This window comes from Streptomyces sp. NPDC079167 (genome assembly GCF_040686735.1).
In the GTDB taxonomy this organism is placed as follows: domain Bacteria; phylum Actinomycetota; class Actinomycetes; order Streptomycetales; family Streptomycetaceae; genus Streptomyces.
In genome coordinates this window covers 390,919-416,232 of the sequence record NZ_JBFBLO010000003.1, presented here as the reverse complement: position 1 = coordinate 416,232, position 25,314 = coordinate 390,919, and the positions used below count along the sequence as shown (strand labels likewise).

The following is a 25,314-nucleotide window of genomic DNA, read 5'->3' as shown; positions in this document are numbered from 1 at the left end:
CATACGAGGTTAAGGGGACGGACTGACAACCGGTCCCGCCTGACCGAGCACCCGGCGGACATCACACACCCGGACACACAAGGGCCCCCCACGCACCCGCCAGAGCCAACCTACCCTTGCTGCCTTCCGGCCCTGGGGGAGTTCAGTCAGATAGCGCCACGTGAGGGGCTGACGCCCACCTTAACCGATCCCGACCCCCCGCCGTCCACCCGCTCCCCGACCCCACCCCTCCGGACGGACCTCCGGAGGACGGTCCGGAACGATCTCCGGGGAACGTGTTCGCGAGCACCCTCCAACGTCTTGTATTGTTTGCCGCGGAGGATTCGCCTAGTGGCCTAGGGCGCACGCTTGGAAAGCGTGTTGGGGGCAACCCCTCACGAGTTCGAATCTCGTATCCTCCGCCATTGCTCTCACCGGGCAATACGTCGAAGGCCCCCGCAGCTCGCTGCGGGGGCCTTCGACGTTGATGGCCTCAGTGCCTCTCCCGCATCCACGGCGTCATGCCCGGGTAGCCGGGATCCGCGTCGTGGTTCGGTGTTTCGGCCGGCCACTGCGGCGATGCCCCACGACCAAGCGCTGCGACGAGCCGCCACTACGATCGCCGACCATGGACTGGGTCGAGCGCACCGCACAGTTGAGGCAGTGGACGAGGAGCGGGACGCGGGCTCCGCACAAGCCGTTGCTGTTCCTGTACGCGCTCAGCCGGTTCCAGCAGGACGCCGATGACGAGCTGCGGTACAGCGCCGTGGAGGAGGACCTGCGGGGACTGCTCGCCGAATACGGTCCTGGTAACCGGACGACGCCCGCTTATCCCTTCCATCACTTGGTGAGTGACGGCGTGTGGGAGGTGCGCACCGAGCGCGGGCCGGGCAGCCCCGGGACCGGGGTCAGGGAACTGCGCGCAACCGGCGCCGCTGGGCGGCTGACGCCGGAGCTGAGGGCGGCGCTGCGGCGGGAGCCGTCTCTTCTCGGCCGGATGACACGGGTGCTGCTCGATCTGAACTTCCCGCCCTCCCTCCACGGCGAGCTGTGCGAAGCCGTCGGCCTGGAGCTGGAGGAGGCCGAGACCGCACTGCTCTCGGCCGCGCGCAGGCAGCGGGACCGGCGGATGCGGGAGATGGTCCTGACGGCGTACGAGTACCAGTGCGCCTTCTGCGGGTACGACGGCAGGATCGGCGCGATGCCGGTCGGGCTTGAGGCCGCCCATGTGCGCTGGTGGGCGTTCGACGGACCGGACGACGTCGAGAACGGGCTGTGCCTGTGCTCGCTGCACCACAAGCTGTTCGACAAAGGCGCACTCGGTCTCGGCGAAGGCCATGGCAAGGGCCACCGCATCCTGGTCTCGCAGAGCTTCGTCGGCCACAGCACCGCCGCCCGCGAGCACGTCATCACGCTCGCCGGCCGTCCGCTCATCGGCCCCCAGCCGGGCGTCCGCCCCATCGCCGCCGCCCACCGTTCCTGGCACACCAGCCAGGTCTTCCACGGCAGCCCACGTCCCGCCACGACCGCCTGACCGACGACCTGGCGGTCACGAGAATTGCACTGGTAAGGAGCGCGATACCATGAGTATGGTCGCTTGTATGGCGACGAAGAAGGTAACGGTGACGATTCCCGAGGATCTCCTGGACGAGATCCGTGCGGAGGCGGCAGAACGGGGGATGTCGGCGTACGTCGCCGAGGCGCTGCGCTTCAAGCGCGACCGGGACCGGCTGCGGGAGCTGTCGGACTGGCTGCAGGAGGAACACGGTCCGCTCACCGAGGAAGAGCGCACCACAGCGTTCGAGGAGTTGGAGGGCCTCGACGCCGAGCATGAGCGCCGGCGCGCCACCGGAACGCACGGCGCCGGAGAAGCCGCGTGAGGAAGCGGTCCGGCGAACCAGGGCAGCGACCGCTGCGCGTCTTCGTACTCGACTGCGAAGCCCTGTCCCTGGCCGTACGCGGCGACCGGAAGATGATCGCGTGGCTCGACCTCGCAGCCCGGGGTGAAGCCGAGGTCGTCACGTCTCCGATGTCGCTGGTCGAGGCGTACGACGGCAGAACCACGGAGCAGCGCTGGGACTGGGTACTCTCCCGGCTCGAAGTCGCTGACATCGGGAAGGACGAGGCCCGCCAGGCCCGCCGCCTGCTGGCGGATGCCAATCTGCACGGCCACAAGTACGCGATCGACGCGATACTCGCCGTCATCGCGCGCCAGCAGAAGGGGCAGGTCACCGTCTTCACCTCGGATGTGGACGACCTGGAGAGGTTGGTTCCGGAGTCGATCGTCGTCAAGAAGGTATGACCGGCCTTCGGCCTCAGTTCTCTATTGCCATCGAGGCCCGCGAGGGCGCGGCAGCGCGCTGGGCACGAGGGGGCAGGCGACGCACGCGCGGACTGTCTCCTCCACGGCGTGACGCACTCCAACTCCCTGCATCACCATGCTCAACCGCCGACAAGACCCTCGTCTGCACCAGAGAAGAGGCATTTGTGATCTTCACCGACGCCTGTCGGCACTGTCAGGCAGGGAGACGCCTTGATGCATCCAGAGATATACTTGAGGTACCAGCTGATATATCCGGAGGTGCCCTATGAGTCGCACAGTGATCGATCTCGACGACGAGCTGCTGGCCGACGTGGCTCAGGCGCTGGGGACCGGCACCAAGAAGGAGACGGTCAACACTGCCCTGCGCGAGGTGCTCGACAACCGCCGACGGGCTCTCGCTCTCACTCGGCTGCGGGCTGCAGCGGGCAAGGGCGCGTTCGATCTAGATGTCTTCGAGGACAAGACGGACTATCGGCGGTGAGCGCGGCACAGTTCCTGATCGACACCAGCGCGCTCGCCCGGTTCTTCCGCGACGACGCCGAACAGTACGGATGGGATCAGGCCGCCACGGCAGGGCTCATCGCGACCTGCCCCGTCACCGAGCTGGAGTTCTTCTACAGCGCCCGCTCCTCCGCAGACCGCGCGCGCGGCATCGAGGACATCCGGCTGCTGTTCGGCTGGGTGCCCGTCGATGACCGCGCGTACGACCGCGCCTGGCAGGTTCAGGAGCTGCTGACCCAACGCGGTCAGCACCGCAGTGCGGGAGCTGTTGACCTCGTCGTCGCCGCCACAGCGGAACTCCAGGGACTGACCCTCCTGCATCGTGACCACGACTTCGAATGCATCGCCGCGATCACCGGTCAAGCTATGCAGTGGTACGGCCCGGTGTCCGGTAAGTGAACGAGTGCCTGGTCTCAGTTCCGGTCTCATTCGCAGGTTTCACCGCAGTGCACCGAGCCCGTAATCACCGGCTCAGCCACAGGTCCGGACACCCGCGACTGCTGCCGAACGGCCGAACTTCACTTGGCGAGGCACGGATGAAGTCCTTCCACTCCGCGATCGGTCGGCCGTCCTACTTCTCGATCGAGGGGAAGTAGCTCGCGGGGCCCTTCACGGGTTCGGTCAGGGCCGCGTTTCCGTCCGTCCGCGGCGTGGCGGTGCTGCCTGTACAACCTGGACCGAGGGCGCGAATACAGCAGTCGGGAAAGCGTGATCCGCGCCACAGCACAATTCGAACATCCGTCCTTGCTCCTCGTTAGAATCCACTCGCCCCAAGAGCCCTCGTGAGCACCACAGGGACGGGGCCTGCGCTTTCCAGGGGGGAACGCATGCTTCAACTGTCCATCAGGGAACATCGCCGAAGACGAGACGCGTCCAGGGGGGCAGCTTCGCTTCTCGCGCTGATCGTCGCCGTCCTGGCCTTGCTCGCCGCGCAGACCGGCATGGCCACGGCTTCCGCCGCGGCCGTGCCGTCCCCGAAGACCACGGCCACGGCCACGGCCTCCGGGCCCGCGACACCGAAGTCGCCGAAGTCCACGGAGAAGAACGCGGCTCCCGAGCCGCTGCACGCCACCGCCGCGCGCGAGATCGGCCGTAGCGACGCGGCCGACACCTGCTCCGGGGCGATCGAGTCGGGAACGGTCTACACCTGCTCCGCCGGGCCCGAGGGCGGCGCGAGCTTCACCTTCGCCCTGCCGAACCCGGACGACCTGGTGTTCCTCCAGGTCGTCTCCACCGACGACCAGCCCCAGTACCCGACGCTCACCGCACCGGACGGTTCGACGGTCACCTGCGACCGGCCCGACGGCGCGTACGGGGCCGTACGGTGTCCGACGGGTCAGGCAGGTACGTACACCGTGCAGGCCTGGGCCTCGCCGAGTGGCTTCTCGGTGTCGTACACGGCTCTGCTGTCCGGTACTTCCTGCACCGCGGTCTCCGAGGACCACACCGCCCTCGGGGCGCCGAAGTCCCTCGCCGACACGCTTACAGCCGGGTCCGCCGGCCACTGCTTCGGCCTGCCGTCCGCCGCCGGGGACGTTCTGCGCAGCCACCTGTCCGCGTGGCAGGTGACCGGGACCGTCTACGACGCCACCGGCACGGAGGTCTGCACGACCCGTGAGGACAACGCCACGGACTTCGACTGCACCCTCAAGGGCAAAGCACCGTTCCGTGTGCTGACGAACCAGTCGTACGCGGCGAGCATGGACTACAGCCTCACGGCGGCCCGCCTCTCCGCTCCCGCCGGCTGCCCCACCGTCCAGCCGCTGGCCTACGGCGCGGTCCCGGACGCCACGTCCACCGCACGCTGCCGCGTCCTGCATGTACCCGCCTCCGGGCCCTATCTCTTCGACACCGTCGGCGACAGCGTCTCCGGGAGCCTCTACGCCGCCGACGGCACATCCCGCTGCACCCCCACGCTGCTCGCCCCCTGCACCCTGACCGCAGGTGATTACACCTGGGCGCGCGACGGGCGCAGCAGCGACCCGGCCGCCTTCGGGGTCCGGCTGTACGCGACGAACCTGACGCAGGGCTGCACCGCTGTACGCGACGACGGCTTCGCCTCCGGCTCGGTGAAGGGCGCTTTCGGCGGACCGGGCGAGCAGCAGTGTCTGTCCCTCCCGACGGCCACCGGCCACGGCCTCTACCTGATCGACCGGACACCGGACGGCGGGGTCCACCCGAGCTACCGGGTGTTCGACGCCAAGGGCATCGCGCAGTGCGGCAACGACGACTCCCCGGTGGTCTGCAAGCTGACCGGGACCGCCCCGTTCCACGCGGTGCTCTCGGGCTCCGCCGCAGGTGCGTACCAACTCGCCGTCCAGGACACCGGGAAGACCGCGGGCTGCACGGCCTGGCCGCAGTCGGCGTTCGACGGCACCTGGGGGGTGTCGGTTCCGCTCACCAGCACGACCCAGGCCGTGTGTCTGGGCATCGCCGCCGGCCAGCACTCCACCGCCGAGATGTTCGACTACACGAACAACAGCAACAGGGTCAACGCCGCGTTGCGGGTGTTTGACGGTGCCGGCAACGAGCTGTGCAGCACCGTCGGCGGCTCCACGACCACCTGCCGGTTCACGGCCGGTGTCGGCTACACGGCCCTGCTGACGGGCACCGGCGCCTCGGACACGTACAAGCTGGTCCGCCGGGACATCTCTTCGACGGCGAAGTGTGCCGCTCCGGCCTCGCTCACCGTCGGTGGAGCCTCCACGTCCTTCACCCTCGACTCCGCACTGGACAGCCGGTGTCTGCGTGTCACGGCGGCGGCCACGGACAAGCTCTGGATGTCCGCGCGGACCCCGACGGCCGCCCGGAACACGGGCGTGGTGCTGAAGGTGGTCGACGCCTCGGGCACGAGCGTGTGCCGGCAGGGGGGCGTCTCCTGCCGCGTCACCGGCTCGACCTCGTACGTCGTCATCGTCCTGGCCTCGGGGTACGACGAGACCCCCATTTCCGCACACGTCGACACCTGGCGCGTCGGCACGGCCTCGGGCTGGGCCCCGCAGTGCACGGCGAACAAGGTCTCCCCGCAGGGCTTTTCCGTGCGGAGCGGCACGTTCACCGAGTCCGCGACCGCGTACTGCGCCGTGATCCCCATGCAGCCGTCGCAGCGCTTCCACGTGTACGGCACCCAGAGCAGCAGCACGGGCACCCCGTGGGTGAGCCTGCTGAGCACCACCCGCTTCGCCGGCACGAGCACCGACTACGCCTACCAGTGCTTCGGGGACAACGCCGGTGACTTCCGCTACTCCTGCCTCACCACCTCCAGCGCCCCCGCGGGCGACTACCTGATGCTGGTGAGCCCGTACCAGGCGGACACTCCCGTCGAGTACTCCATGCAGGGTGTCTGCGAGAGCGGCTGCACCACTCAGCCGAAGTCGGCCGACGTCACCTCGCTGAGCCCGACGAGCGGACCTGCCGGGACGTCCAACCAGGTTGTGCTGCACGGCACGAACCTGACCCTCGGCACCCGGGTGGTACTCCGGTCCGACGACGACTCCCGCACTGCCGAGCCCGTCTCCGTCAACGCCGATGGCACCACGCTCACCGTGCGGCTCGGTACGTACAACCTCCCTCCGGGCGCGTACGACCTGGTGATCGGCAACGTCGGGTACACATCCGGCACCCCGTCCCCTGGCTACCTGCCGGGCGCCTACACCGTCACCGCCGCACCGGCGGCGACCCACAACCGCCTCGTCCCGGTCTCGCCGACGCGCTTCCTGGACACCCGCAACGGCACCGGCGCCCCCAAGGCACGGGTCGGCGCGGGCGGAACCGTCAAGCTCAAGGTCGCCGGGACGCACGGCATCCCCGCCACCGGGGTCACCGCCGTCGTCATGAACGTCACCGCCGTCCGGCCCACCGGCAACGGCCACGTCGACGTGTACCCCGACGGTCAGCCGCTGCCGACCGTCTCCAGCGTCAACTACACGGCGCCGCAGACCATCGCCAACCTGGTGACGGTTCCCGTACGGAACGGATCGGTGAACCTGCGCAACAGTGCGGGCTCCGTCGACCTCCTCGCCGACGTCACGGGCTACTACTCGGAGGGGAGTTCAGGTTCAGCCTTTACGCCGGTCTCTCCGACGCGCTTCCTGGACACCCGCAACGGCACCGGCGCCCCCAAGGCACGGGTCGGCGCGGGCGGAACCCTCAAGCTCAAGGTCGCCGGGACGCACGGCATCCCCGCCACCGGGGTCACCGCCGTCGTCATGAACGTCACCGCCGTCCGGCCCACCACCGGGGGCTACATCACCGTGTACCCCGACGGCCAGTCGCTGCCGGCCGTATCCAACATCAACTTCGCCACCGGCCGGACGATCCCCAACATGGTCGTCGTCCCGGTAGTGAACGGTTCGGTGAACCTGCGCAACAGTGCGGGCTCCGTCGACCTCCTCGCCGATGTCACGGGGTACTTCTCCGCCACCGGTTCGACCTTCACCCCGGCGGGCCCGCTGCGGCTACTGGACACACGCAACGGACTGGGTGCCCGGTCCGGAGCCGTCGCCCCGGACGGTCTGGTCAGCCTCCCGGTCACCGGTACGGCCGGCGTCCCCTCCTCCGGGGTCACGGCAGTGGTGCTCAACGTGACGGTCACGGCGCCTTCGGCCGGGGGATATCTGACGGTGCACCCGCACGGTCAGCCGGAGCCCAGGGTCTCGAACCTCAACTTCGTTGCGGGGCAGACCATTTCCAACATGGTCGTGGTTCCGGTGGTTGACGGACGGGTCACCTTCGCCAACCACACCGGTTCGGTCCAGGTCATCGCCGACCTGGCCGGGTACTACAGCAGCTGACCACCAGGTCGGGGGCGGGGCTCGCCCCGCCCCCGCCTCTCGCCGTGATCGAGAGCAGCTGGCACAGGCTGGTATCAAGACGGCCGACGGCCAGCCGCTACGTCCACCAAGGGGCACCCCCGAATCGTAGGTCTCTGTCCAGTGCTCCCGGTGCTGCTGCTTGCCCTTCCCAGGGCGTTCACCGCGCCGAGTGACAGGCGAAGTGGGCGCTCAGGCGGGCTCCCGATCCGCGTCGGCCATCAGCGGTCAGGTACTTGCTCCCCTACTCGCGTCCGAGCTGGTGGAGAGACGAAGGATCTTGTCCCAGGTGACCACTAGCCCCGCCGCGGCGGCCGCGGCCAGGGCCACGCCCACGGCTGACGAAGCCAGGGCAAAGACGATGCCGGCGAGACACAAGGTGAACGCAGATCCCCGCAGCACTTGCTGCCGCCAGGCTCTGCGCTCGCGGTGACTGTGCAACAGCCCATCGGCGGATTCGCCCCCAGATGCGAGATCCTGCAGCCGGCCACTGGCCAGCACTTTCAGGATTCGCTCCACTTCGAGCAGGGCACGCTTCGCACCGTCGATCCGATCAAGCTCAACCCCGTCCCGAAGCTCGCGCACGAGGGCAGCAGCTGTGGCGAACCGGGCGACGACCTGGGGCATGGGGTTGCGGCCGTCAGGAAGCGCGCGCTGCACGGCATACCTCTCCAGCGCGATGGCGAAGTCTTCCAACGCTCGGACTGCCGCAACGTGTGGGGCGTTGAAGGGCGATGCCTTCGGTGGTTCCTGCCCCTCCACTTCCAGAGGCTTCAGGAGTGCTTCGTAGGCCCTCCGTACCGTGACCGTTACGGCCTCGGTCGTCCACCGTTGCATACCTTGGTTCGTGACAAGCGAGGCGATCACAGCAGTGACCAACATAGGTGCCACCAGGGCCCCCACAACGAGGACGTCTCGCCAGACGTGCCAGGTTGTGCGTTCGATGGCTTTTGCGAGGGCGCCACCCGCTGAGACCGATGTTGCGATGGGAACGATCATCTTGAGGGCGAGTGCCCTCCTTGACGCCTGGTACAGGACATCTTCGCGCTGCAAGTAGTCCAGCGTCGGACGGTCTGGGCGAGTCGCCAAGGAGCTGTCGCGGACCTGACGCACCAGATGAGCGCGGCGCCGTCTTGCATGTGCCCGTCCGCGTGCCCAGCACATCCGTTCCAAGAGCGTCCTGTTACCTCGACGCTGTGACGTAGCCGTCATGGTCAGGGCCCATAACGACATCGTCCAAGCAGCGAAGACGAGCGCCCAGAGCTCAGTTTTCGACATGTAATTCCCCTCCAGAGCATCTCGGGGCGCAGCCCCTTCGCATGTCCCTATGCCCTGGGGAGATCCGCAAAACGCCGCACTGTCAGTGAGAAGACCTGTGCGAGCCGAGGACCGCCGATCTGATCACCGCAGACCCGTGACCGGTCGAAAATCGGTCCAATGACCCGGCAAGGAGGCTCAGTTCCGTGGTCTCAGTCCTGGTCTCAATCGCTACGTCCGGAACCGTCTTCCCCGGGCCCGCGGGCGAACATTTGGATTGCCCCCACCAGGCCGTACGCCGAAGGCCCCCGCAGCGTGCTGCGGGGGCCTTCGACGTGGGTCCTACGCGTCCGAGAGCAGCGGATCGTACGGCGTCGAGCGTTGGCGGCCCGACATGAAGGAGAGGAAGTCCCGCACGAACGCGCTCCGGGAGTAGCGTCCCTCGGCGTCCACGACTGTTCGCCCGAAGCCTCTCCTGAACAGGGCCCGGTACTCCTCCGCGTCGACGAACTGATCGCCGTCCGCGTCCGTGACGTCGAAAAGGACCTCGGCGACCCTGATCAGCGCCGGTCCTGCCAGGGACGGGGACGCGGCCGTGTACTCCTCCTCGCTCACCCGGCCGTCCCCGTCGCTGTCCAGGGCCGCCTGGAGCTCCCTCCACCAGGCGGCGAACGCGTCGTACAGGCGGGTCTCCTCCGGCTCGTCCAGGTCGAGACGGGAGCAGAGCTCCCTCGCCATGGCGGCGAGATCGGGCCAGTCCAGGATGCCGTCCCCGGTCTGGTCCAGTACCTCGCTGAAGAACTCGCGGGCATCGCGCCGGTTCTCGTCCCCGCCCGGGCCCTGCGGGGCGCCCGGTTGGGCCGGCACCGGTGTGATCAGCCGGAACAGCGCGCCGGCACGTTTCGTCCGGGTGCGCAGCGTGGTGAGCGTCTCGGCCCAGGGGCCGTCGCTGTCGGGCGACAGGTTGAGCAGGCTCACGACGTTCTCCGTCTGGACCCAGTTGTCGGGCAGCGCGCGGGCCAGACGGGCGGCCATGTACGCGCTCTGCATGAGGGTCTGCGCGCCGGGGACCTCCGGCAGTCCCGCCCGTCGGCGGAAGACCTCGGGGAGGGACGCCACGGTGATGGTGCCGATGACCGGCCCCGCCAGCGCCCGACCGGTCGCCCACAGCGTGGGCAGTCCCGCGAACAGCGGTGGTGCCGGCAGATGTTCGAAGAGCCTGTAGAGGATGATGCGCAGCGCCTCCGTGTTCTGCAGCTCCTCCGCGACCATCCGGTCGTAGTACTGCCAGAACTCGGGCAGCGTGGGCGGAAGGTGGCCCGCCTCGTCCCCCAGGGCCGCCAGGAACGCCTGGAACTCGGCGTAGAGCCGTTCCATCGTGTCCTGGTCCAGGGGCTGTCCGCTCAGCCGGCACATGGTGACGGAGCTCTCGAAGAGCGTCGCGACCACCCACGCCCGCACCTCGGGGTCCATCGCGTCGTAGGGCTGGTTCCTGGCGTCCGTACCGCTCAGCCGTGTGTGCAGGCGGTTGAGCCGCGCCGCCTCCCGCTGCCTGGTGTGTTCGTCGGCTCCGAACATGCGCTGCAGGCTCACGAGGGTGTTGCGCAGCCGTCGCCACGGGTGCACCACGAAGGACGAGTTGTCGGCCAGTGCCGCGCCGATCTGCGGGTGGGCGGCTTCCAGCACCGTGGCTCTGACGACGGCCAGTGCCCAGCGGGGATCGTTGAAGAAGCGGTGGAACTGCGATCCGGGGCCGAACAGGGAGTCGTCCGGTGATCCGTCGGCCTCCCGGCCCGGGCGCTCGTACGGTCCCCCGGCGCCGGATGGCGTGAAGCGGCTGCTGTCCGTGTCGTTCACCGTTCAGGTCCTCCATTCGCTTGCGGCGCCACGCCCCCGAAGCGGCGGTCGCGTCGCCGGTATTCGTGCAGGCACTCCAGAAGGTGCGGCGCACGGAAGTCGGGCCAGAGCACCGGAGGGAAGACCCACTCGGCGTAGGCCACCTGCCAGAGCATGAAGTTGGAGATGCGCTGTTCGCCGGAGGTACGGATGACAAGGTCCACGTCCGGCATGTCGGGGACAGGCAGATGCGCGGCGAAGCGGGCCTGGTCGACGGCGTCGGCGGGCACCCCGGCGCGGATGAGTGACCGCGCCGCGGCGACGATGTCCTGGCGCCCGCCGTGGTCGAACGCCACGGTCAGCGTCATGCCCCGGTTGCCCTCGGTGAGTGTCGCCAGGTCGGCGAAGTCCTGGGCCAGAGGGGCGGGAATCCGCGGATCCTCGGCTCCCAGGACCCGGCACCGGATGCCGCGCGCGTGCAGCAGCAGCGCGTGCTTGCGCACCACGCGGCGTACCAGGCGCATGAGGAAGTCGATCTCCTCGCCCGGGCGCCGCCAGTTCTCGGTGGAGAAGGCGTAGAGGCTGAGCCATTCGACGCCCGCCGAGCGCGCCGCCTCGATGACGTCGATCACCGTCGCCTCGGCCGCCCTGTGCCCGGACGTGCGCGGCAGGGAGCGCTGCTGCGCCCAGCGGCCGTTCCCGTCCATCACGCACGCCACATGGCGAGGCACCGGGCGCCGGCCTTCCTCGCCCGGCGGGCCGCACGGCTGTACCGGAACGGCCGGCACGGCGGAGGCCGGCCGCACACCGGCGTCCTCGGCCGGCCTGCCCGCGCCATGCGCTCCGCCGGGTGGTGGCCCTGCTGCACCGAACGTCACTGAAGCGCCCCCTTCGACTCGCGTCCGCCGGACTTCGCCGGGACCGTCATGCCGTCCCGGAGGGCGGAGGCAGCGGGCCACCGGCCTGCGCGTCCCCCCGCTCATCCACACTCAGCAGAGTGCCGGTGCCCGGCCCCCGGCGTATCGCGATGCCCGCTTGTTCACCCGTAGCACGTCAGTCGGAGGGCGCGTCGATGCCCTGCACGCGCGGGTGTCACGGCGCCTCCCCGTCCCCTGCGGTTACGGTGCCTCTCACGCACCCGGTGGCACGTCAGCCGATGAGTTCTCCCGGTGCGTGCGGTCTCATCACTGACATCCGACTCAGGAGGAAGCACGTGGGACAGCTGCTGCGGGTCCAGAACTTCACCGTCTCGAGCGACGGATTCGGTGCCGGTGAGCACCAGAGCCTCGAAAAGCCGTTCGGCGACGCCGATCCCGGGGCCCTGATGTCCTGGGCCGGCGCCACGGCGAGCTGGCCCAATCGCATGGACCCCGGGGGCACTCGGGGCCTCGACGACTACTTCACCCGGGACTTCGCGCACGGCATCGGTGCCGAGATCATGGGCCGCAACAAGTTCGGGCCTCAGCGCGGGCCCTGGGAGAACGAGGAGTGGCGTGGCTGGTGGGGTGACGAACCCCCCTTCCACACCCCGGTGTTCGTCATGACCCACCACGCGCGGCCCTCGTTCACCCTCTCCGACACCACGTTCCACTTCGTCGACGGCGACCCCGCCCACGTCCTCGAACAGGCGCGGGAGGCCGCGCGGGGCCAGGACGTCCGGCTCGGTGGCGGGGCCACCACCGTCAGGCAGTTCCTCGACGCCGGCCTCGTCGACACCCTGCACGTGGTCGTCGCCCCGGTGAAGATCGGTGCCGGGGTACGCCTCTGGGAGTCGCCCGACGAGCTGGTCGACCGGTACCACCTCGAGGTCGTCCCCAGCCCGAGCGGCGTGACGCACCACCTCTTCTGGCGGAGGTGACACGAGGCGGTCACCGCTGCGGGCAGCCGGGAATCAGCGCACTTCCTGGATGCGGATCTGGTTGCCCGCAGGGTCGCGGAAGGCGCAGTCGCGGACGCCGTACGGCTGCTCGGTCGGCTCCTGGATGACCTCGGCGTCGCCGGCCTGCAGCTTCTCGAAGGTGGCGTCGAGGTCCTCGGTGGCCAGGAGGATCCAGCCGTAGGTGCCCTTGGCCATCATCTCGACGACGGTGCGGCGCTCGTCCTCGGTGATACCCGGGTCGGCGGCCGGCGGTGCCAGCAGGACGGACGTGTCGGGCCGGCCGACGGGGCCGACGGTGATCCAGCGCATCGTGCCGGTCCCGACGTCGCTGCGCACCTCGAAACCGAGGGTGTCGCGGTAGAAGGCCAGGGCTGCGTCCGGGTCGTCGTGCGGGAGGACGCTCGTACGAATGGTGATGTCCATGGCGGTCACGCTAGCGGGGGCCCGGGGGCGCGGGCTTCTCGATTCCTGACCGGTTCCTGATCGGTCTGGTCACCTGCTTGGCCACGCACGGCGGCACTCCCGCCGCGTCGCTCTCCGCCTGGCGCCGGTAGACGCTGGGCGGCATGCCGACCAGTTCCGTGAAGCGCGTGCTGAAGGTGCCCAGCGACGAGCAGCCGACCTCGAAGCAGACCTCGGTGACGCTGAGGTCCCCCCGACGCAGCAGCGCCATCGCCCGCTCGATGCGCCGCGTCATCAGATAGCCGTACGGCGATTCGCCGTACGCCCGCCGGAACTGACGGCTGAGGTGCCCGGCCGACATGTTCACGCCCCGGGCGAGCGCCTCGACGTCCAGCGGCTGCGCGTACTCCCGGTCCATCCGGTCGCGGACGCGGCGCAGCAGTGCCAGGTCACGCAGGTACTGCGCCTCGGTGGGTCTGTTCGTCACGTCCGCGATCGTGCCACGCCCGGCCGGAGCCGCGCATCGCGTTCGGCGCAACGGGGGGACGGGCAGAGGCGTTGGGCATGACTCAGTGGGTCTCCTTCTCCCACTCGAAGCCGTCCGGGTCGGTGAAGGGGCCGATGTCACTGCCCAGCGCGATCCGGTGCGATCCGGTGCCGTCCGGCGTCACCCCGGCGTCCTTCGCCAGGGCCCGGCGCCCGTAGAGCGCCAGCGTGACGGGGCTCGTGGGGGTGTCGAACTCGACGTACTTGCGGCCGAAGCTCTTCCCCACGGTGAGGCCGTGGCCGACGTAGAACCGCTTGCTCGCGAGCACGTCCTCGGCTCCCAGCAGCAGCACGAAGCGGTCGATCTGCCGGGTGGCCGGGCCCTTGTCCTTCTTCGCGGAGGTGGCGATCTTCCAGAGCGTCCCGTCGGGGGCCCGTACGACGCCGCCGTAGCCCCAGAGCGACTTCGTGGCCGGCTTCACCGCCGAGGCGCCGGCGTCGAGTGCGGAGCCGACCAGACTGTCGACGGTGGACGGCTGGGAGACCGTGAGGGACAGCGTGAAGCCGCGGAAGCCGGCCGTCGGCGCCTCGGAGGACCGCAGGCGCAGCTCGGGGCCGAGACCGAAGGCGGCGGAGTAGAAGTGTTCGGCGGCGGTGGGGTCGGCCACCTCGAGGGTGACGGATGCGATGGAAGCCATGCAACGAAGCTATGGCCGCTCCGCGCCGCGCGCTTCTCGATTCCTGACCGGTCCGGTCGGAGGCCGGCCGGGGCCCGGTTTCGGGGCTTGGACGGCTCCCCTCCTCCGGTTTCGCACCAGCCGTGGGGAAGATCACAGGGGGCGGCTCCGTCCGTCGCGCAACTTTTCGGCGGTGCCACCGATCCCCTTCTTGTACACCCGCACGGCCACCCGTCCTCCCGCGAAGGCCACGGTGAGCCGCGTTCCGACAAAGGGGTCTCATGAAACAGTTCCACCGCGTCCTGGCAACCGCAGCCGTCACGGCTGTCATCGGCCCTGTAGCCCTTTTCACGGCTCAGGGCGCGTACGCGGCCGGGGAAGACCCGTCCCCCTCCGTGTCGTCCTCTCTTACGACGGTCCCGGAACCGTCCCCCACCACCGCCACCCCCACCGCCACCGCCACCGTCGGTACGGGTGCCGGCGAGACGAGTGCCGGCGAGACGAGTGCCGACGAGAAGCCGGCCACAGGCACGGTGGCGGATCCGACCGCCGCCACGGAGTCGGCCAAGCCGGGCACCGCCGAGCCGTCGCCGACGTACACGCGCCCCGCCTTCTGCTCCGGCATCCCCGACGAGGAGCGCGGCAAGACGTCGCTGCGGGGGCTCCCGAGCAAGATCGTCGCCGGGTCCGGCTGGCACGACTTCACGTACCGCGTGACCAACGTGTCCACCACCAAGGTCATGGAGACCGACGTCTCCCTCTACCTCGGTACCGCCGACCCGGACCTCGACGACATCGCCGAACTGGCGGTCACGGTCGAGTGGTTCAATCCGGCCACCGACACGTGGAAGCCCATCGAGGGCGAGGGCGCCGGTGTCCTCGACAACGACGAGTTCGCCACCGTGAAGACCCTCGGTCCCGGCGAGTACGCGGACGCCAGGATGCGTATCAAGGTCGGTGCGAGCGCCAAGGCGGGGGACGGCTACTTCTTCACCATCGGCCACTCGTACGGCGAGGACGGCCAGTGCGGGTTCGACGACATCAGCCAGTTCGACTTCACGGTCCTCGCTCCCGGCAGTGAGCCCGGCGCGGTGGAGGACTCCGAGGGCAAGCCCGGCGCGGTGGACGAGGCCGGGGCCGGGGTTCCCGCCGGTGCGCACGGCGGGAACAAGCCCGCACCCCAGGGCGAACTCGGCGAGATACCGGTCAGCGGCAAGCTCGCGGAGACCGGCTCGTCGGGCACGGTAGCGACCACCGCCGCTCTCGGTGCGGCCGCCGTCGCCCTGGGCGCCGGTGCCGTCTTCGTCGTACGCCGGCGCGGGCCGGCCGGGTCCGCCTCCTAGGGACGGCCTCCGGCATCCCGGCGGGGGCGGGGTGCCGGAGGACGCGGTGGACGACGGCGAGCCGTCGATCGCGGGCACGTACCGCTCGGTCGCAACCCGCCCGGGGATGAGCCCGGCGGCGCCGGAACAGCCGACGGCAGTCACTGCCATCACGTAGGATCGGCTCATGGGCAGATGGGAGCCGAACGCGCGCGGGCGCCTGGCGGAAGCGGCGTTGGAGCTCTACAGCGAGCGAGGCTTCGAGCAGACCACCGTGGCGGAGATCGCCAAGCGGGCCGGCCTCACGGAGCGGACCTACTTCAGGCACTACGCCGACAAGCGCGAGGTGCTGTTCGGCGGTTCCGAGCTGCGCGACATGCTGGTCGAGGTGGTCGCCGGCGTTCCGGAGTCCACCGCGCCGATCGACGTGCTGCCGGTGGTCCTCGACACGTTCTCGGAGGTCTTCGACGACCGCCGCGAGCAGGCGCGGAAGCGGCAGGCCGTGATCGCGGCGAACGCGGAACTCCAGGAGCGTGAACTGATCAAGCTCGCCTCGCTGTCGGCGGCGCTCGCCGAGGCCCTGCGCGCACGCGGCGTCCCGGAACCGGCCGCGAGCCTGACCGCCGAGGCGGGGATCGCCGTGTTCAGAGTCGGCTTCGAGCGGTGGATCGCGGCGTCCGAGGACCGCGCCATGGCACCGGTGATGCGGGAGCTGCTGGACGAGTTCAAGGCCGTGGCGGCGGGCGGACACGGCTCGTAGGAGAGCCGCAGCGGTGGATCAGGCGCCGAAGGTGACGTCCCGGCTCACCCGGTCCGCCGACGCCAGCAGGCTCTGGCGGACCCGACTGGTGCGGTACATCCGGTCCGCCCGGAAGGAGACGCCGAGCGAGCCGACCGTGCCGCCGCCGTACACCGGTACCGCGATGCACACCGTGCCGAGGTCGTACTCCTCCCGGTCCATCACCGCCGGTGCGGGACGCGACGACTCGAGCTGCCGGATCAGCTCCTCCCGGTGCGTGACGGTGCGGGGGGTGAGGTCGGCGAGCGTGTGCCGCGTGAGGTATTCGACCCGGGCCTCGTCGTCCAGTTCACGCAGGACGCACTTGCCGAGCGCCGTGGCGTGCCCGGCATCCTGGAAGCCCACCCAGAGGTCGACCCTGGGGGTCTGCGGGCTGTCGACGATCTCGGCGATCCTGATCTCACCGTCCTCGTAGAAGGTGAGATAGGCGGCGGCCGACAGGTCGTCCCGCAACGAGGCGAGGGCGGGGCGGACGAGGCCGGCCAGACCGTGGGCGAAGTGGTCACCGTGGGGCATGTCGCCCAGGACGAAGGAACCGTCGTCGAGCCTGCGGAGGTAGCCGTCCCGCGTGAGGTCCCGCAGCAGCTCCAGGGCGGTGTCCGGGGCGAGCTCCGCCCGCCGCGCCAGCTCGTTCGCGGGCGCCCCGCCGTCGTGTGCCGCCACGGCTTCCATCAAGCGGAACGCGCGCTGGACAGAAGGGATCTGTGTGTGGCCCGCTCGGTCACCCATCCCCCAAGCTTGGACCCGCGGGCGGGAGGCAGCAAGGCAGGACGGGACTCACCGGCCGGGGAGGACCCACCGGCCGGCGGGCCGCTCAGTCCTCGCCCTCCAGGTCGCCCTCGGTCTCCAGGAACACCTGGCGCAGCGCTTCGAGGACCGCCGGGTCGGGCTTCGCCCACATGCCGCGGGACTCCGCCTCCAGAAGACGCTCCGCGATCCCGTGGAGGGCCCAGGGGTTGGCCTGCTGGAGGAACTCGCGGTTCGTCGGGTCCAGGACGTACGTCTCGGTCAGCTTGTCGTACATCCAGTCCGCGACCACGCCCGTCGTCGCGTCGTAGCCGAAGAGGTAGTCGACCGTCGCGGCGAGCTCGAAGGCGCCCTTGTAGCCGTGGCGGCGCATCGCCTCGATCCACTTCGGGTTGACCACCCTGGCGCGGAACACCCGGGACGTCTCCTCGACCAGGGTGCGGGTGCGGACCGTCTCGGGGCGGGTCGAGTCGCCGATGTACGCCTCGGGGGCGGTGCCCTTCAGCGCGCGTACGGTCGCGACCATGCCGCCGTGGTACTGGAAGTAGTCGTCCGAGTCCGCGATGTCGTGCTCACGGGTGTCGGTGTTCTTCGCCGCCACCGCAATCCGCTTGTACGCGGTCTCCATCTCGTCCCGGGCCGGGCGGCCGTCCAGCTCACGGCCGTAGGCGTAGCCGCCCCACACCGTGTACACCTCGGCGAGGTCGGCGTCCGTACGCCAGTCGCGGGAGTCGATGAGCTGGAGCAGCCCGGCGCCGTACGTCCCCGGCCGGGAGCCGAAGATACGGGTGGTGGCGCGCCGCTCGTCCCCGTGTTCGGCCAGGTCGGCCTGGGTGTGGGCGCGTACGAAGTTCTGCTCGGCGGGCTCGTCGAGGGAGGCGGCCAGGCGCACGGCGTCGTCGAGCAGGCCGATGGTGTGCGGGAACGCGTCGCGGAAGAAGCCGGAGATGCGCAGCGTGACGTCGATACGCGGGCGGCCCAGCTCCTCGTACGGGATCGGCTCCAGGCCGGTCACGCGGCGCGAGGCGTCGTCCCAGACGGGGCGGACGCCGAGCAGGGCGAACGCCTCCGCGATGTCGTCGCCCGCCGTGCGCATCGCGCTGGTGCCCCACAGGGAGAGGCCGACCGAGGTGGGCCAGTCGCCGTTGTCGGCGCGGTAGCGCTCCAGGAGCGAGTCGGCGAGGGCCTGGCCGGTCTCCCAGGCGAGGCGGGAGGGCACGGCCTTCGGGTCGACGGAGTAGAAGTTGCGGCCGGTCGGCAGGACGTTGACCAGGCCCCGGAGCGGGGAGCCCGACGGGCCGGCGGGGACGAAGCCGCCGTTCAGCGCGTGGACCGCGTGGTCGAGTTCGTCGGTCGTCGCGGCGAGGCGGGGCACGACCTCGCGGGCCGCGAAGTCCAGGATGTCGGCGACGGCCCGGGGATGTCCGGCGGCCACACCGGCGACGGCGGCGGGGTCCCAGTCCGCGTCGTCCATGGCCTGGACGAGCGCACGGGCCTGCTCCTCGGTCGCGTCGGCGGCGGTGCGGGTGGCCGCCGACTCGTCCAGGCCGAGCGCCTCACGCAGGCCGGGCAGGGACGCCGTACCGCCCCAGATCTGGCGGGCGCGCAGGACGGCGAGGACCAGGTTGACGCGGTCCTTCCCGGCCGGGGCGGCGCCCAGGACGTGCAGGCCGTCGCGGATCTGGACGTCCTTGATCTCACAGAGCCAGCCGTCGAGATGCATGATGAACTCGTCGAAGCCCTCGTCCTCGGGCCGGTCCTCGAGCCCCAGGTCGTGGTCGAGCTTCGCGGCCTGGATGAGGGTCCAGATCTGGGCGCGGACGGCCGGGAGCTTGGCCGGGTCCATCGCGGCGATCTGGGCGTGCTCGTCGAGGAGCTGTTCGAGGCGGGCGATGTCGCCGTAGCTGTCGGCGCGGGCCATCGGCGGCACGAGGTGGTCGACCAGGGTGGCGTGCACACGGCGCTTGGCCTGGGTGCCCTCGCCGGGGTCGTTGACCAGGAACGGATAGACGAGCGGCAGATCGCCCAGCGCGGCGTCGGGGCCGCAGGCGGCGGACAGGCCGGCGTTCTTGCCGGGCAGCCACTCCAGGTTGCCGTGCTTGCCGAGGTGGATCATCGCGTCGGCGCCGAAGCCGTTGTCGTCGGCGGACGCGGCGATCCAGCGGTACGCGGCCAGGTAGTGGTGCGAAGGCGGGAGATCGGGGTCGTGGTAGATCGCGATCGGGTTCTCGCCGAAGCCGCGCGGCGGCTGGATCAGGATCAGCAGGTTGCCGCGGCGCAGGGCCGCCAGCACGATGTCGCCCTCGGGATTGCGGGACCGGTCCAGGAACATCTCGCCGGGCGCCGGGCCCCAGTGCTCCTCCACCGCCTCGCGGAGCTCGGCGGGCAGGGTGGCGAACCAGCGGCGGTAGTCGGCGGCGGGGATGCGGACCGGGTTGCGTGCCAGCTGCTCCTCGGTCAGCCACTCCTGGTCGTGGCCGCCCGCCTCGATGAGCGCGTAGATCAGCTCGTCGCCGTCGCCTGAGACCAGGCCCGGGATGTCCTCCTCGGGGCCGAAGTCGTAACCCTCGGCGCGCAGCCGGCGCAGCAGCGCCACGGCGCTCGCGGGGGTGTCGAGGCCCACGGCGTTGCCGATGCGGGAGTGCTTCGTCGGGTACGCGGACAGGACGAGCGCGATCCGCTTCTCGGCGGCCGGGATGTGCCGGAGCCTGGCGTGCCGTACGGCGATCCCGGCGACGCGGGCGGCCCGCTCGGGGTCGGCGACGTAGGCGGGCAGACCGTCCTCGTCGATCTCCTTGAAGGAGAACGGGACGGTGATCAGGCGGCCGTCGAACTCGGGCACGGCGATCTGTGTCGCGGCGTCCAGCGGGGAGACGCCCTCGTCGTTCTCCTCCCAGGCCGCACGCGGGCTGGTGAGGCAGAGCGCCTGGAGGACGGGTACGTCGAGGCCGGTGAGGGCGCCCGCGTCCCAGGACTCGTCGTCGCCGCCCGCCGAGGCGGTGGCCGGCTTGGTGCCGCCCGCCGCGAGGACGGTGGTCACGATGGCGTCGGCGGCGCGGAGTTCGTCGATGAGCTCGGGCTCCGGCGTGCGCAGCGAGGCGACGTACAGCGGGAGGGGGCGGGCGCCCGCGTCCTCCACGGCGGTGCAGAGCGCCTCGATGAACGCGGTGTTCCCGCTCATGTGGTGGGCGCGGTAGTAGAGCACCGCGACGGTCGGTCCTGTGACGTCGCGAGCGGTCCGCTCCAGCGGGCCCCACGCGGGGGCCGGGGCGGGGGGCTCGAAGCCGTGACCGGTGAGCAGCACGGTGTCGGAGAGGAAGCGGGCGAGCTGCTCCAGGTTGGCGGGGCCGCCGTGCGCGAGGTAGGCGTGGGCTTCCGCCGCGATGCCGATGGGCACGGTGGAGGCGGCCATCAGCTGGGCGTCGGGGGCCTGTTCACCGGTCAGCACGACGACGGGGCGGCCGGTGGCGAGCACCTGGTCGAGCCCGTCCTGCCAGGCGCGTACGCCGCCGAGGAGACGTACGACGACGAGGTCGGTGCCCTCCAGCAGCTGCGGGAGCTCGTCGAGGGGGAGCCGGGAAGGGTTGGCGTAGCGGTAGCTGACCGGGCCCTGCGAGGCGCGGGCGCTCAGCAGGTCGGTGTCGGACGTCGACAGGAGCAGGATCATGCGGCGTCAGCCCTTCCTCGGGGTGTCCACGCCCCGGGCGGTGTCGGATTGGGGTCTCCCCTGCTCGAGCGAGCCGAGAGCTTGGGGAATGGAGTTCCTGACTCGCGCGACCCCTGGGTGGGGCCGGGCTCACAGTGGCGGGACCGCGCCGGATTCTCACCGGGCTTCCTCCGTGTCGCCGTCTGGCGATGGCGGGCCGAACGGACCGCCGCTAGGCATAGTAGGCGGCGGGTGGGGGGTCCTGACCAGACGGCCCCCCACCCTGACCGGGGCGGGGGCGGGTGTCCCGCAGGTCACAGTGACCGTAGGGGTGCGTCACGGTCACGGTCGGTATGCTCGCCGCCATGTCCGCCACCCCCGTTACGACCTCGTCCCCGGGCGACGCGTGTGCCCGGAGCAGCGGCGACGCCTGCCCCGGCGCGCTGCGTCTGCACCGGGCGGACGACGGTGCGCTGGCGCGGATACGCATACCCGGCGGGGTGCTGACACCCCACCAGGCAGCGGTTCTCGGGCAGGCTGCCGAGCGCCTCGGTGACGGTGAGCTGCATCTCACCTCACGCGGAAACGTGCAGCTGCGCGGGCTCGCGCCGGACTGCGGCGCGGAGCTGGCGCTGCTGCTGAGCCGGGCCGGACTGCTGCCCTCCGAACGCCATGAGCGCGTGCGCAACGTGATCGCGTCCCCGCTCTCCGGGCTGGACGGTCTCGGGGCCTTGGACGTCCGTCCGTGGCTGACCGGGCTGGACCGGCTCCTCTGCGGAAACGACCGGGCCACGGCGCTCTCCGGACGCTTCCTGTTCGCGCTCGACGACGGTCGCGGCGATGTGGACGCCCTCGGCGCGGACCTGACCCTGCGGGCCCACGACGACGGCAGCGCGCTGCTGCGCGTCGGGGCCGGTGACACCGTCCTCCGCGTGCCCTCCGCCGACGGCCCCCGGGCCGCGCTGACCGCGGCCGAGGCCTTCCTCGACTCCGCCCGGACCAGCGGCGCCTGGCGGATCAAGGACCTGCCGGACGCCACGGCCGCCGCGCTGCCCGCCGAGGTCGTACGACGGCTCGGGGCGGCCTGCGTCACCGTCACCCCGGGGGCCCTTCCCCGCCCCCTCGAAGCCCTGCCCCCGGCCCCCGGCCGCGTCCCGGGCGGCGGCCGTGAGGCCGCGCTCTCCGTCGGCGTACCGCTGGGGCGGCTGGACCTGACGCAGTGGCGGCTGCTGACCGGCGGGGGCGGACTCCGCCTCACGCCCTGGCGCGGGATCGTGGTCACCGGCGTCGCGGCCCCCGGTGCGGACGGCCTGCTGAGCGAGCTCTCGGGGGCCGGCCTGATCACCGGGCCCGGCTCCCCCTGGACCGGCGTCGGGGCCTGTATCGGACGCCCCGGATGTGCGAAGTCGCTGGCCGACGTGCGGGCCGATGCGGGGGCCGCCGTCGGAGCGCCCGGGCGGCTCCCTGTGTACTGGTCCGGGTGCGAACGCCGCTGCGGCCATCCGCGGGGGGAGTGGATCGACGTGGTCGCCACTCCGGGCGGACACCGGATCTCCCATGTGCGGGGGGACCGGACCACCGAGGCGGCGACGGTGCGGGACGACCCGGCCGCGCTCGCCGACGCCGTGGCGGCGGCGCGGGGCACGCACACCTGACCACCAGTCTCTGTTTTCCGACCTGTTCGACCTGTTCGATGAAGAAAGCGACAGCACTGTGCATCAGTACGAGAAGGACGGACCGGCGATCTACCGCCAGTCCTTCGCCACCATCCGTGCGGAGGCGGATCTGGCAGGGCTGCCCGCCGACGTGAGCCAGGTCGCCGTCCGGATGATCCACGCGTGCGGCATGGTCGACCTCGTACGCGACCTCGCCTTCTCACCGAACGCGGTGGCCGACGCCCGCGCGGCCCTGCGCTCCGGTGCGCCGATCCTGTGCGACGTGGCCATGGTCGCCAGCGGGGTCACCCGCAAGCGCCTGCCCGCGGACAACGAGGTCATCTGCGCCCTGTCCGACCCCGCCGTCCCCGCGTTGGCCGCGAAGCTCGGCACCACGCGCAGCGCCGCCGCCCTGGAGCTGTGGCGCGACCGGATGGAGGGCGCGGTCGTCGCCGTCGGCAACGCGCCCACCGCGCTCTTCCGGCTGCTGGAGATGATCGAGGAGGGCGCCCCGCGCCCCGCCGCCGTCATCGGTGTGCCCGTCGGATTCATCGGGGCCGCCGAGTCCAAGGAGGCCCTGGCCGCCCACCCCTCGGGCGTCGAGCACCTCGTCGTGCGCGGCAGGCGTGGCGGCAGCGCCATCGCCGCCGCCGCCCTCAACGCGATCGCCAGCGAGGAGGAGTGACCGTGTCCGAGCAGCAGCGGACGGCCCGCACAGGGCGGCTGTACGGCGTCGGGCTCGGCCCGGGCGACCCGGCCCTGATGACCGTGAAGGCCGTGCAGATCATCGGCGAGGCCGACGTCGTCGCGTACCACTCCGCCCGGCACGGCCGGTCGATCGCCCGCTCGATCGCGGCGCAGCACATCCGCGCCGACCACATCGAGGAGGCGCTGGTCTACCCCGTCACGACGGAGACCACGGACCACCCGGGCGGCTACCGGGGCGCGTTGGACGAGTTCTACACCGAGGCCGCGGCCCGTCTCGCGGCGCACCTGGACGCCGGGCGCACCGTGGCCGTGCTCGCCGAGGGCGACCCGCTCTTCTACGGCTCGTACCAGCACATGCACAAGCGGCTCGCGGACCGTTACGACACCGAGGTCATCCCCGGTGTCACCTCGGTCAGCGCCGCCGCCGCCCGTCTCGGCACCCCGCTCGTGGAGGCCGAGGAGGTGCTGACGATCCTGCCTGGCACCCTTCCCGAGGAGGAGCTGACAGCGCGTCTGGCGGCCACGGACTCCGCCGTGGTGATGAAGCTCGGCCGGACGTTCCCCGCCGTCCGCCGCGCCTTCGAGGCGTCCGGCCGGCTGCCCGAGGCGCGGTACGTCGAGCGCGCCACCATGGCCGGGGAGCGGACCGGCGCCCTGGCGGAGACCGACGCGGACTCCGTGCCGTACTTCGCGGTCGCCGTGCTGCCCAGCCGGATCGACGTCCCCCGGCCCTCACCGGCGGCGGGCCCGGACAGCGGCGAGGTCGTCGTGGTCGGCACCGGGCCGGCCGGACCGCTGTGGCTGACGCCCGAGACACGCGGCGCGCTGGCCGCCGCCGACGACCTGGTCGGCTACACCACGTACCTGGACAGGGTGCCGGTGCGGCCGGGCCAGCAGCGCCACGGCTCCGACAACAAGGTCGAGTCCGAGCGAGCCGAATTCGCCCTGGACCTGGCCCGCCGCGGGCGCCGCGTCGCCGTGGTGTCCGGGGGTGACCCCGGGGTCTTCGCCATGGCGACGGCCGTGCTGGAAGTGGCCTCGCAGGACGCGTACACGGACATCACCGTGCGGGTGCTCCCCGGAGTGACGGCGGCCAACGCCGCCGCCGCCAGGGCCGGTGCGCCGCTGGGCCACGACTACGCCACCATCTCCCTCTCGGACCGGCTCAAGCCGTGGGAGGTCATCGCCGGACGGCTGCGCGCGGCGGCCACGGCCGACCTCGTGATGGCGCTGTACAACCCCGGTTCCCGCAGCCGGACCTGGCAGGTCGGCAAGGCCCGCGACCTGCTGCTGGAGCACCGCTCCCCGGACACACCCGTCGTGCTCGGCCGCGATGTCGGGGGCCCGGCGGAGAGCGTGCGGACGGTGCGGCTGGCCGACCTGGACCCGGACGAGGTGGACATGCGCACGATCCTCATCGTCGGTTCCTCGCAGACCCGCTGGGTGCGCCGGGGCGACGGGCAGCAGATCGTCTGGACGCCGCGCCGCTACCCGGAGGACTGACAGCGGACGCCTCCCGGGCCGGTCACGGGCCGGTGAGGCGCCGCAGCAGCGCGACGGCCTCCTCCGGCGTCCCGGCCACCGGCACACCCGGGGGGACCGGCGGCCGTCCGACGACCACCACCGGGATTCCGGCCTCGCGGGCGGCGGCGAGTTTGGGGGCGGTGGCGTCACCGCCGCTGTCCTTGGTGACGAGGACGTCCACGCGATGGCGCCGGATCAGCTCCCGCTCGCCCTCCAGGGTGAACGGCCCCCGGTCCAGCAGCACCTCCATCCGCGCCGGGTGCGGAGGGTCGGGGGCGTCCACCGAGCGCATCAGGAACCACAGCGCGTCGAGCCCCGCGAAAGCGGCCAGGCCCATGCGGCCCGTGGTGAGGAAGACGCGTGACCCGAGCTCCGGCAGCAGCTCGGCCGCACCGGCGAGGGAGTCGGTGACGTGCCACCGGTCGCCCTCCACCGGCACCCAGCCGGGCCGCCGGAGTGCCAGCAGGGGAACATGGACAGCGGCGGCGGCCGAGGCCGCGTTGAAACTGATCGTGCCTGCGAAGGGATGGGTGGCGTCGATGACCGCATCCACATGGTGTGCGCGGAGCCACTCGGCCAGGCCCTCGGCCCCGCCGAAACCGCCGACGCGTACCTCACCGGGCGGAAGCCTCGGCCGGGCGACCCGCCCCGCGAGAGAGCTGGTCACCCGGATCCCGTCCGCCGCCACCAGGGACTCCGCGAGCCGGCGGGCCTCCGTGGTGCCGCCGAGTACGAGTACGTGCAAGGGCATCGGATCGGTCC

The 25,314-nt window shown here is 71.2% G+C and carries 21 protein-coding genes, 1 tRNA gene, 1 other RNA gene and 1 riboswitch; of the genes, 13 read left to right on the top strand and 10 right to left on the bottom strand.

Annotated features, from left to right (window positions below):
• Positions 1-76 precede the first annotated feature (76 nt).
• An RNA gene (gene ffs, locus AB0P41_RS09545) (signal recognition particle sRNA small type) lies at positions 77-173 on the bottom strand.
• A 143-nt stretch (positions 174-316) separates the two neighbouring features.
• Between ffs and AB0P41_RS09540 the strand changes: the two genes are divergently transcribed.
• From AB0P41_RS09540 to AB0P41_RS09510, 7 genes are all read left to right on the top strand, one after another.
• Positions 317-404 (top strand) — tRNA-Ser (locus tag AB0P41_RS09540).
• A gap of 203 nt (positions 405-607) precedes the next feature.
• Complete coding sequence (locus tag AB0P41_RS09535) at positions 608-1,513, top strand: phosphorothioated DNA-binding restriction endonuclease (RefSeq protein WP_365931134.1); 906 nt, start codon at positions 608-610, stop codon at positions 1,511-1,513.
• 67 nt (positions 1,514-1,580) lie between these two features.
• Positions 1,581-1,859, top strand: a complete 279-nt coding sequence (locus AB0P41_RS09530) for a CopG family transcriptional regulator (RefSeq protein WP_173314244.1) — start codon at positions 1,581-1,583, stop codon at positions 1,857-1,859.
• Positions 1,856-2,281, top strand: a complete 426-nt coding sequence (locus tag AB0P41_RS09525; RefSeq protein WP_365931132.1) for a PIN domain-containing protein — start codon at positions 1,856-1,858, stop codon at positions 2,279-2,281. The genes AB0P41_RS09530 and AB0P41_RS09525 overlap by 4 nt, the downstream gene beginning before the upstream one ends.
• 286 nt (positions 2,282-2,567) lie before the next feature.
• Positions 2,568-2,783 carry a type II toxin-antitoxin system VapB family antitoxin gene (locus tag AB0P41_RS09520; protein WP_356714896.1) on the top strand — a complete coding sequence of 72 codons (216 nt, stop codon included), beginning with the start codon at positions 2,568-2,570 and terminating at the stop codon, positions 2,781-2,783.
• Entirely contained in the window at positions 2,780-3,202 is a 423-nt protein-coding gene (locus AB0P41_RS09515) for a PIN domain nuclease (RefSeq protein ID WP_356714898.1), read from the top strand. Before AB0P41_RS09520 ends, AB0P41_RS09515 begins: the two co-directional genes overlap by 4 nt.
• A gap of 428 nt (positions 3,203-3,630) precedes the next feature.
• A complete protein-coding gene (locus AB0P41_RS09510; protein ID WP_365931130.1) occupies positions 3,631-7,596 on the top strand; it encodes a hypothetical protein in 3,966 nt (1,321 codons plus the stop codon).
• Between the two features lie 246 nt (positions 7,597-7,842).
• Here AB0P41_RS09510 and AB0P41_RS09505 read toward each other — a convergent pair whose 3' ends face one another.
• From AB0P41_RS09505 to uppS, 3 genes are all read right to left on the bottom strand, one after another.
• Positions 7,843-8,667: a hypothetical protein gene (locus tag AB0P41_RS09505; protein WP_365931129.1), complete on the bottom strand. Its 825-nt coding sequence runs from the start codon at positions 8,665-8,667 to the stop codon at positions 7,843-7,845.
• Positions 8,668-9,213: 546 nt separating this feature from the next.
• Positions 9,214-10,632 carry an oxygenase MpaB family protein gene (locus AB0P41_RS09500; RefSeq protein ID WP_356709423.1) on the bottom strand — a complete coding sequence of 473 codons (1,419 nt, stop codon included), beginning with the start codon at positions 10,630-10,632 and terminating at the stop codon, positions 9,214-9,216.
• A gap of 92 nt (positions 10,633-10,724) precedes the next feature.
• Positions 10,725-11,414, bottom strand: a complete 690-nt coding sequence (uppS, locus tag AB0P41_RS09495; protein ID WP_365931201.1) for a polyprenyl diphosphate synthase — start codon at positions 11,412-11,414, stop codon at positions 10,725-10,727.
• A gap of 506 nt (positions 11,415-11,920) precedes the next feature.
• On the opposite strand from uppS, the gene AB0P41_RS09490 reads away from it, so the two are divergent.
• A complete protein-coding gene (locus AB0P41_RS09490) occupies positions 11,921-12,565 on the top strand; it encodes a dihydrofolate reductase family protein (RefSeq protein ID WP_365931127.1) in 645 nt (214 codons plus the stop codon).
• Between the two features lie 33 nt (positions 12,566-12,598).
• Here the strand turns inward: AB0P41_RS09490 and AB0P41_RS09485 are convergent, their stop codons facing one another.
• The 3 genes from AB0P41_RS09485 to AB0P41_RS09475 form a co-directional block, all read right to left on the bottom strand.
• A complete protein-coding gene (locus AB0P41_RS09485) occupies positions 12,599-13,009 on the bottom strand; it encodes a VOC family protein (RefSeq protein WP_356708833.1) in 411 nt (136 codons plus the stop codon).
• A gap of 10 nt (positions 13,010-13,019) precedes the next feature.
• Positions 13,020-13,475: a helix-turn-helix transcriptional regulator gene (locus AB0P41_RS09480; RefSeq protein WP_365931125.1), complete on the bottom strand. Its 456-nt coding sequence runs from the start codon at positions 13,473-13,475 to the stop codon at positions 13,020-13,022.
• 82 nt (positions 13,476-13,557) lie between these two features.
• A complete protein-coding gene (locus tag AB0P41_RS09475; protein ID WP_356708837.1) occupies positions 13,558-14,172 on the bottom strand; it encodes a glyoxalase in 615 nt (204 codons plus the stop codon).
• 260 nt (positions 14,173-14,432) lie between these two features.
• Between AB0P41_RS09475 and AB0P41_RS09470 the strand changes: the two genes are divergently transcribed.
• Positions 14,433-15,494: a hypothetical protein gene (locus AB0P41_RS09470; RefSeq protein ID WP_365931123.1), complete on the top strand. Its 1,062-nt coding sequence runs from the start codon at positions 14,433-14,435 to the stop codon at positions 15,492-15,494.
• A gap of 166 nt (positions 15,495-15,660) precedes the next feature.
• Positions 15,661-16,233: a helix-turn-helix domain-containing protein gene (locus tag AB0P41_RS09465; RefSeq protein WP_365931122.1), complete on the top strand. Its 573-nt coding sequence runs from the start codon at positions 15,661-15,663 to the stop codon at positions 16,231-16,233.
• Positions 16,234-16,251: 18 nt separating this feature from the next.
• Here the strand turns inward: AB0P41_RS09465 and AB0P41_RS09460 are convergent, their stop codons facing one another.
• Both AB0P41_RS09460 and cobN read right to left on the bottom strand, forming a co-directional pair.
• Positions 16,252-17,001, bottom strand: coding sequence for an IclR family transcriptional regulator C-terminal domain-containing protein (locus AB0P41_RS09460; protein WP_365931120.1), 750 nt, complete (start codon positions 16,999-17,001; stop codon positions 16,252-16,254).
• A gap of 85 nt (positions 17,002-17,086) precedes the next feature.
• Positions 17,087-20,686 carry a cobaltochelatase subunit CobN gene (gene cobN / locus AB0P41_RS09455; protein ID WP_365931118.1) on the bottom strand — a complete coding sequence of 1,200 codons (3,600 nt, stop codon included), beginning with the start codon at positions 20,684-20,686 and terminating at the stop codon, positions 17,087-17,089.
• A 91-nt stretch (positions 20,687-20,777) separates the two neighbouring features.
• A riboswitch (cobalamin riboswitch) is annotated at positions 20,778-20,857 on the bottom strand.
• Between the two features lie 161 nt (positions 20,858-21,018).
• Here cobN and cobG point away from each other — a divergent pair.
• The 3 genes from cobG to AB0P41_RS09440 are packed head-to-tail and all read left to right on the top strand — an operon-like array spanning position 21,019 to position 24,531.
• On the top strand, positions 21,019-22,320 hold the full coding sequence (gene cobG, locus AB0P41_RS09450) for a precorrin-3B synthase (RefSeq protein WP_365931116.1): 1,302 nt from the start codon (positions 21,019-21,021) through the stop codon (positions 22,318-22,320).
• 58 nt (positions 22,321-22,378) lie between these two features.
• The gene (locus AB0P41_RS09445) at positions 22,379-23,005 is read left to right on the top strand and encodes a precorrin-8X methylmutase (RefSeq protein WP_365931114.1); all 627 of its coding nucleotides are present in this window, start codon (positions 22,379-22,381) and stop codon (positions 23,003-23,005) included.
• Complete coding sequence (locus AB0P41_RS09440) at positions 23,002-24,531, top strand: precorrin-2 C(20)-methyltransferase (RefSeq protein WP_365931112.1); 1,530 nt, start codon at positions 23,002-23,004, stop codon at positions 24,529-24,531. The genes AB0P41_RS09445 and AB0P41_RS09440 overlap by 4 nt, the downstream gene beginning before the upstream one ends.
• A gap of 22 nt (positions 24,532-24,553) precedes the next feature.
• Here AB0P41_RS09440 and AB0P41_RS09435 read toward each other — a convergent pair whose 3' ends face one another.
• Complete coding sequence (locus tag AB0P41_RS09435; protein ID WP_365931111.1) at positions 24,554-25,303, bottom strand: cobalt-precorrin-6A reductase; 750 nt, start codon at positions 25,301-25,303, stop codon at positions 24,554-24,556.
• Positions 25,304-25,314: the final 11 nt, after the last annotated feature.

Coding starts and splice junctions, on each gene's coding strand:
- AB0P41_RS09520 (WP_356714896.1), top strand. CDS start 2,568: ATGAGTCGCACAGTGATCGATCTCGACGACGAGCTGCTGGCCGACGTG.
- AB0P41_RS09475 (WP_356708837.1), bottom strand. CDS start 14,172: ATGGCTTCCATCGCATCCGTCACCCTCGAGGTGGCCGACCCCACCGCC.
- AB0P41_RS09485 (WP_356708833.1), bottom strand. CDS start 13,009: ATGGACATCACCATTCGTACGAGCGTCCTCCCGCACGACGACCCGGAC.
- cobG (WP_365931116.1), top strand. CDS start 21,019: ATGCTCGCCGCCATGTCCGCCACCCCCGTTACGACCTCGTCCCCGGGC.
- uppS (WP_365931201.1), bottom strand. CDS start 11,414: ATGGACGGGAACGGCCGCTGGGCGCAGCAGCGCTCCCTGCCGCGCACG.
- AB0P41_RS09530 (WP_173314244.1), top strand. CDS start 1,581: ATGGCGACGAAGAAGGTAACGGTGACGATTCCCGAGGATCTCCTGGAC.
- AB0P41_RS09460 (WP_365931120.1), bottom strand. CDS start 17,001: ATGGGTGACCGAGCGGGCCACACACAGATCCCTTCTGTCCAGCGCGCG.
- cobN (WP_365931118.1), bottom strand. CDS start 20,686: ATGATCCTGCTCCTGTCGACGTCCGACACCGACCTGCTGAGCGCCCGC.
- AB0P41_RS09535 (WP_365931134.1), top strand. CDS start 608: ATGGACTGGGTCGAGCGCACCGCACAGTTGAGGCAGTGGACGAGGAGC.
- AB0P41_RS09470 (WP_365931123.1), top strand. CDS start 14,433: ATGAAACAGTTCCACCGCGTCCTGGCAACCGCAGCCGTCACGGCTGTC.
- AB0P41_RS09510 (WP_365931130.1), top strand. CDS start 3,631: ATGCTTCAACTGTCCATCAGGGAACATCGCCGAAGACGAGACGCGTCC.
- AB0P41_RS09465 (WP_365931122.1), top strand. CDS start 15,661: ATGGGCAGATGGGAGCCGAACGCGCGCGGGCGCCTGGCGGAAGCGGCG.
- AB0P41_RS09435 (WP_365931111.1), bottom strand. CDS start 25,303: ATGCCCTTGCACGTACTCGTACTCGGCGGCACCACGGAGGCCCGCCGG.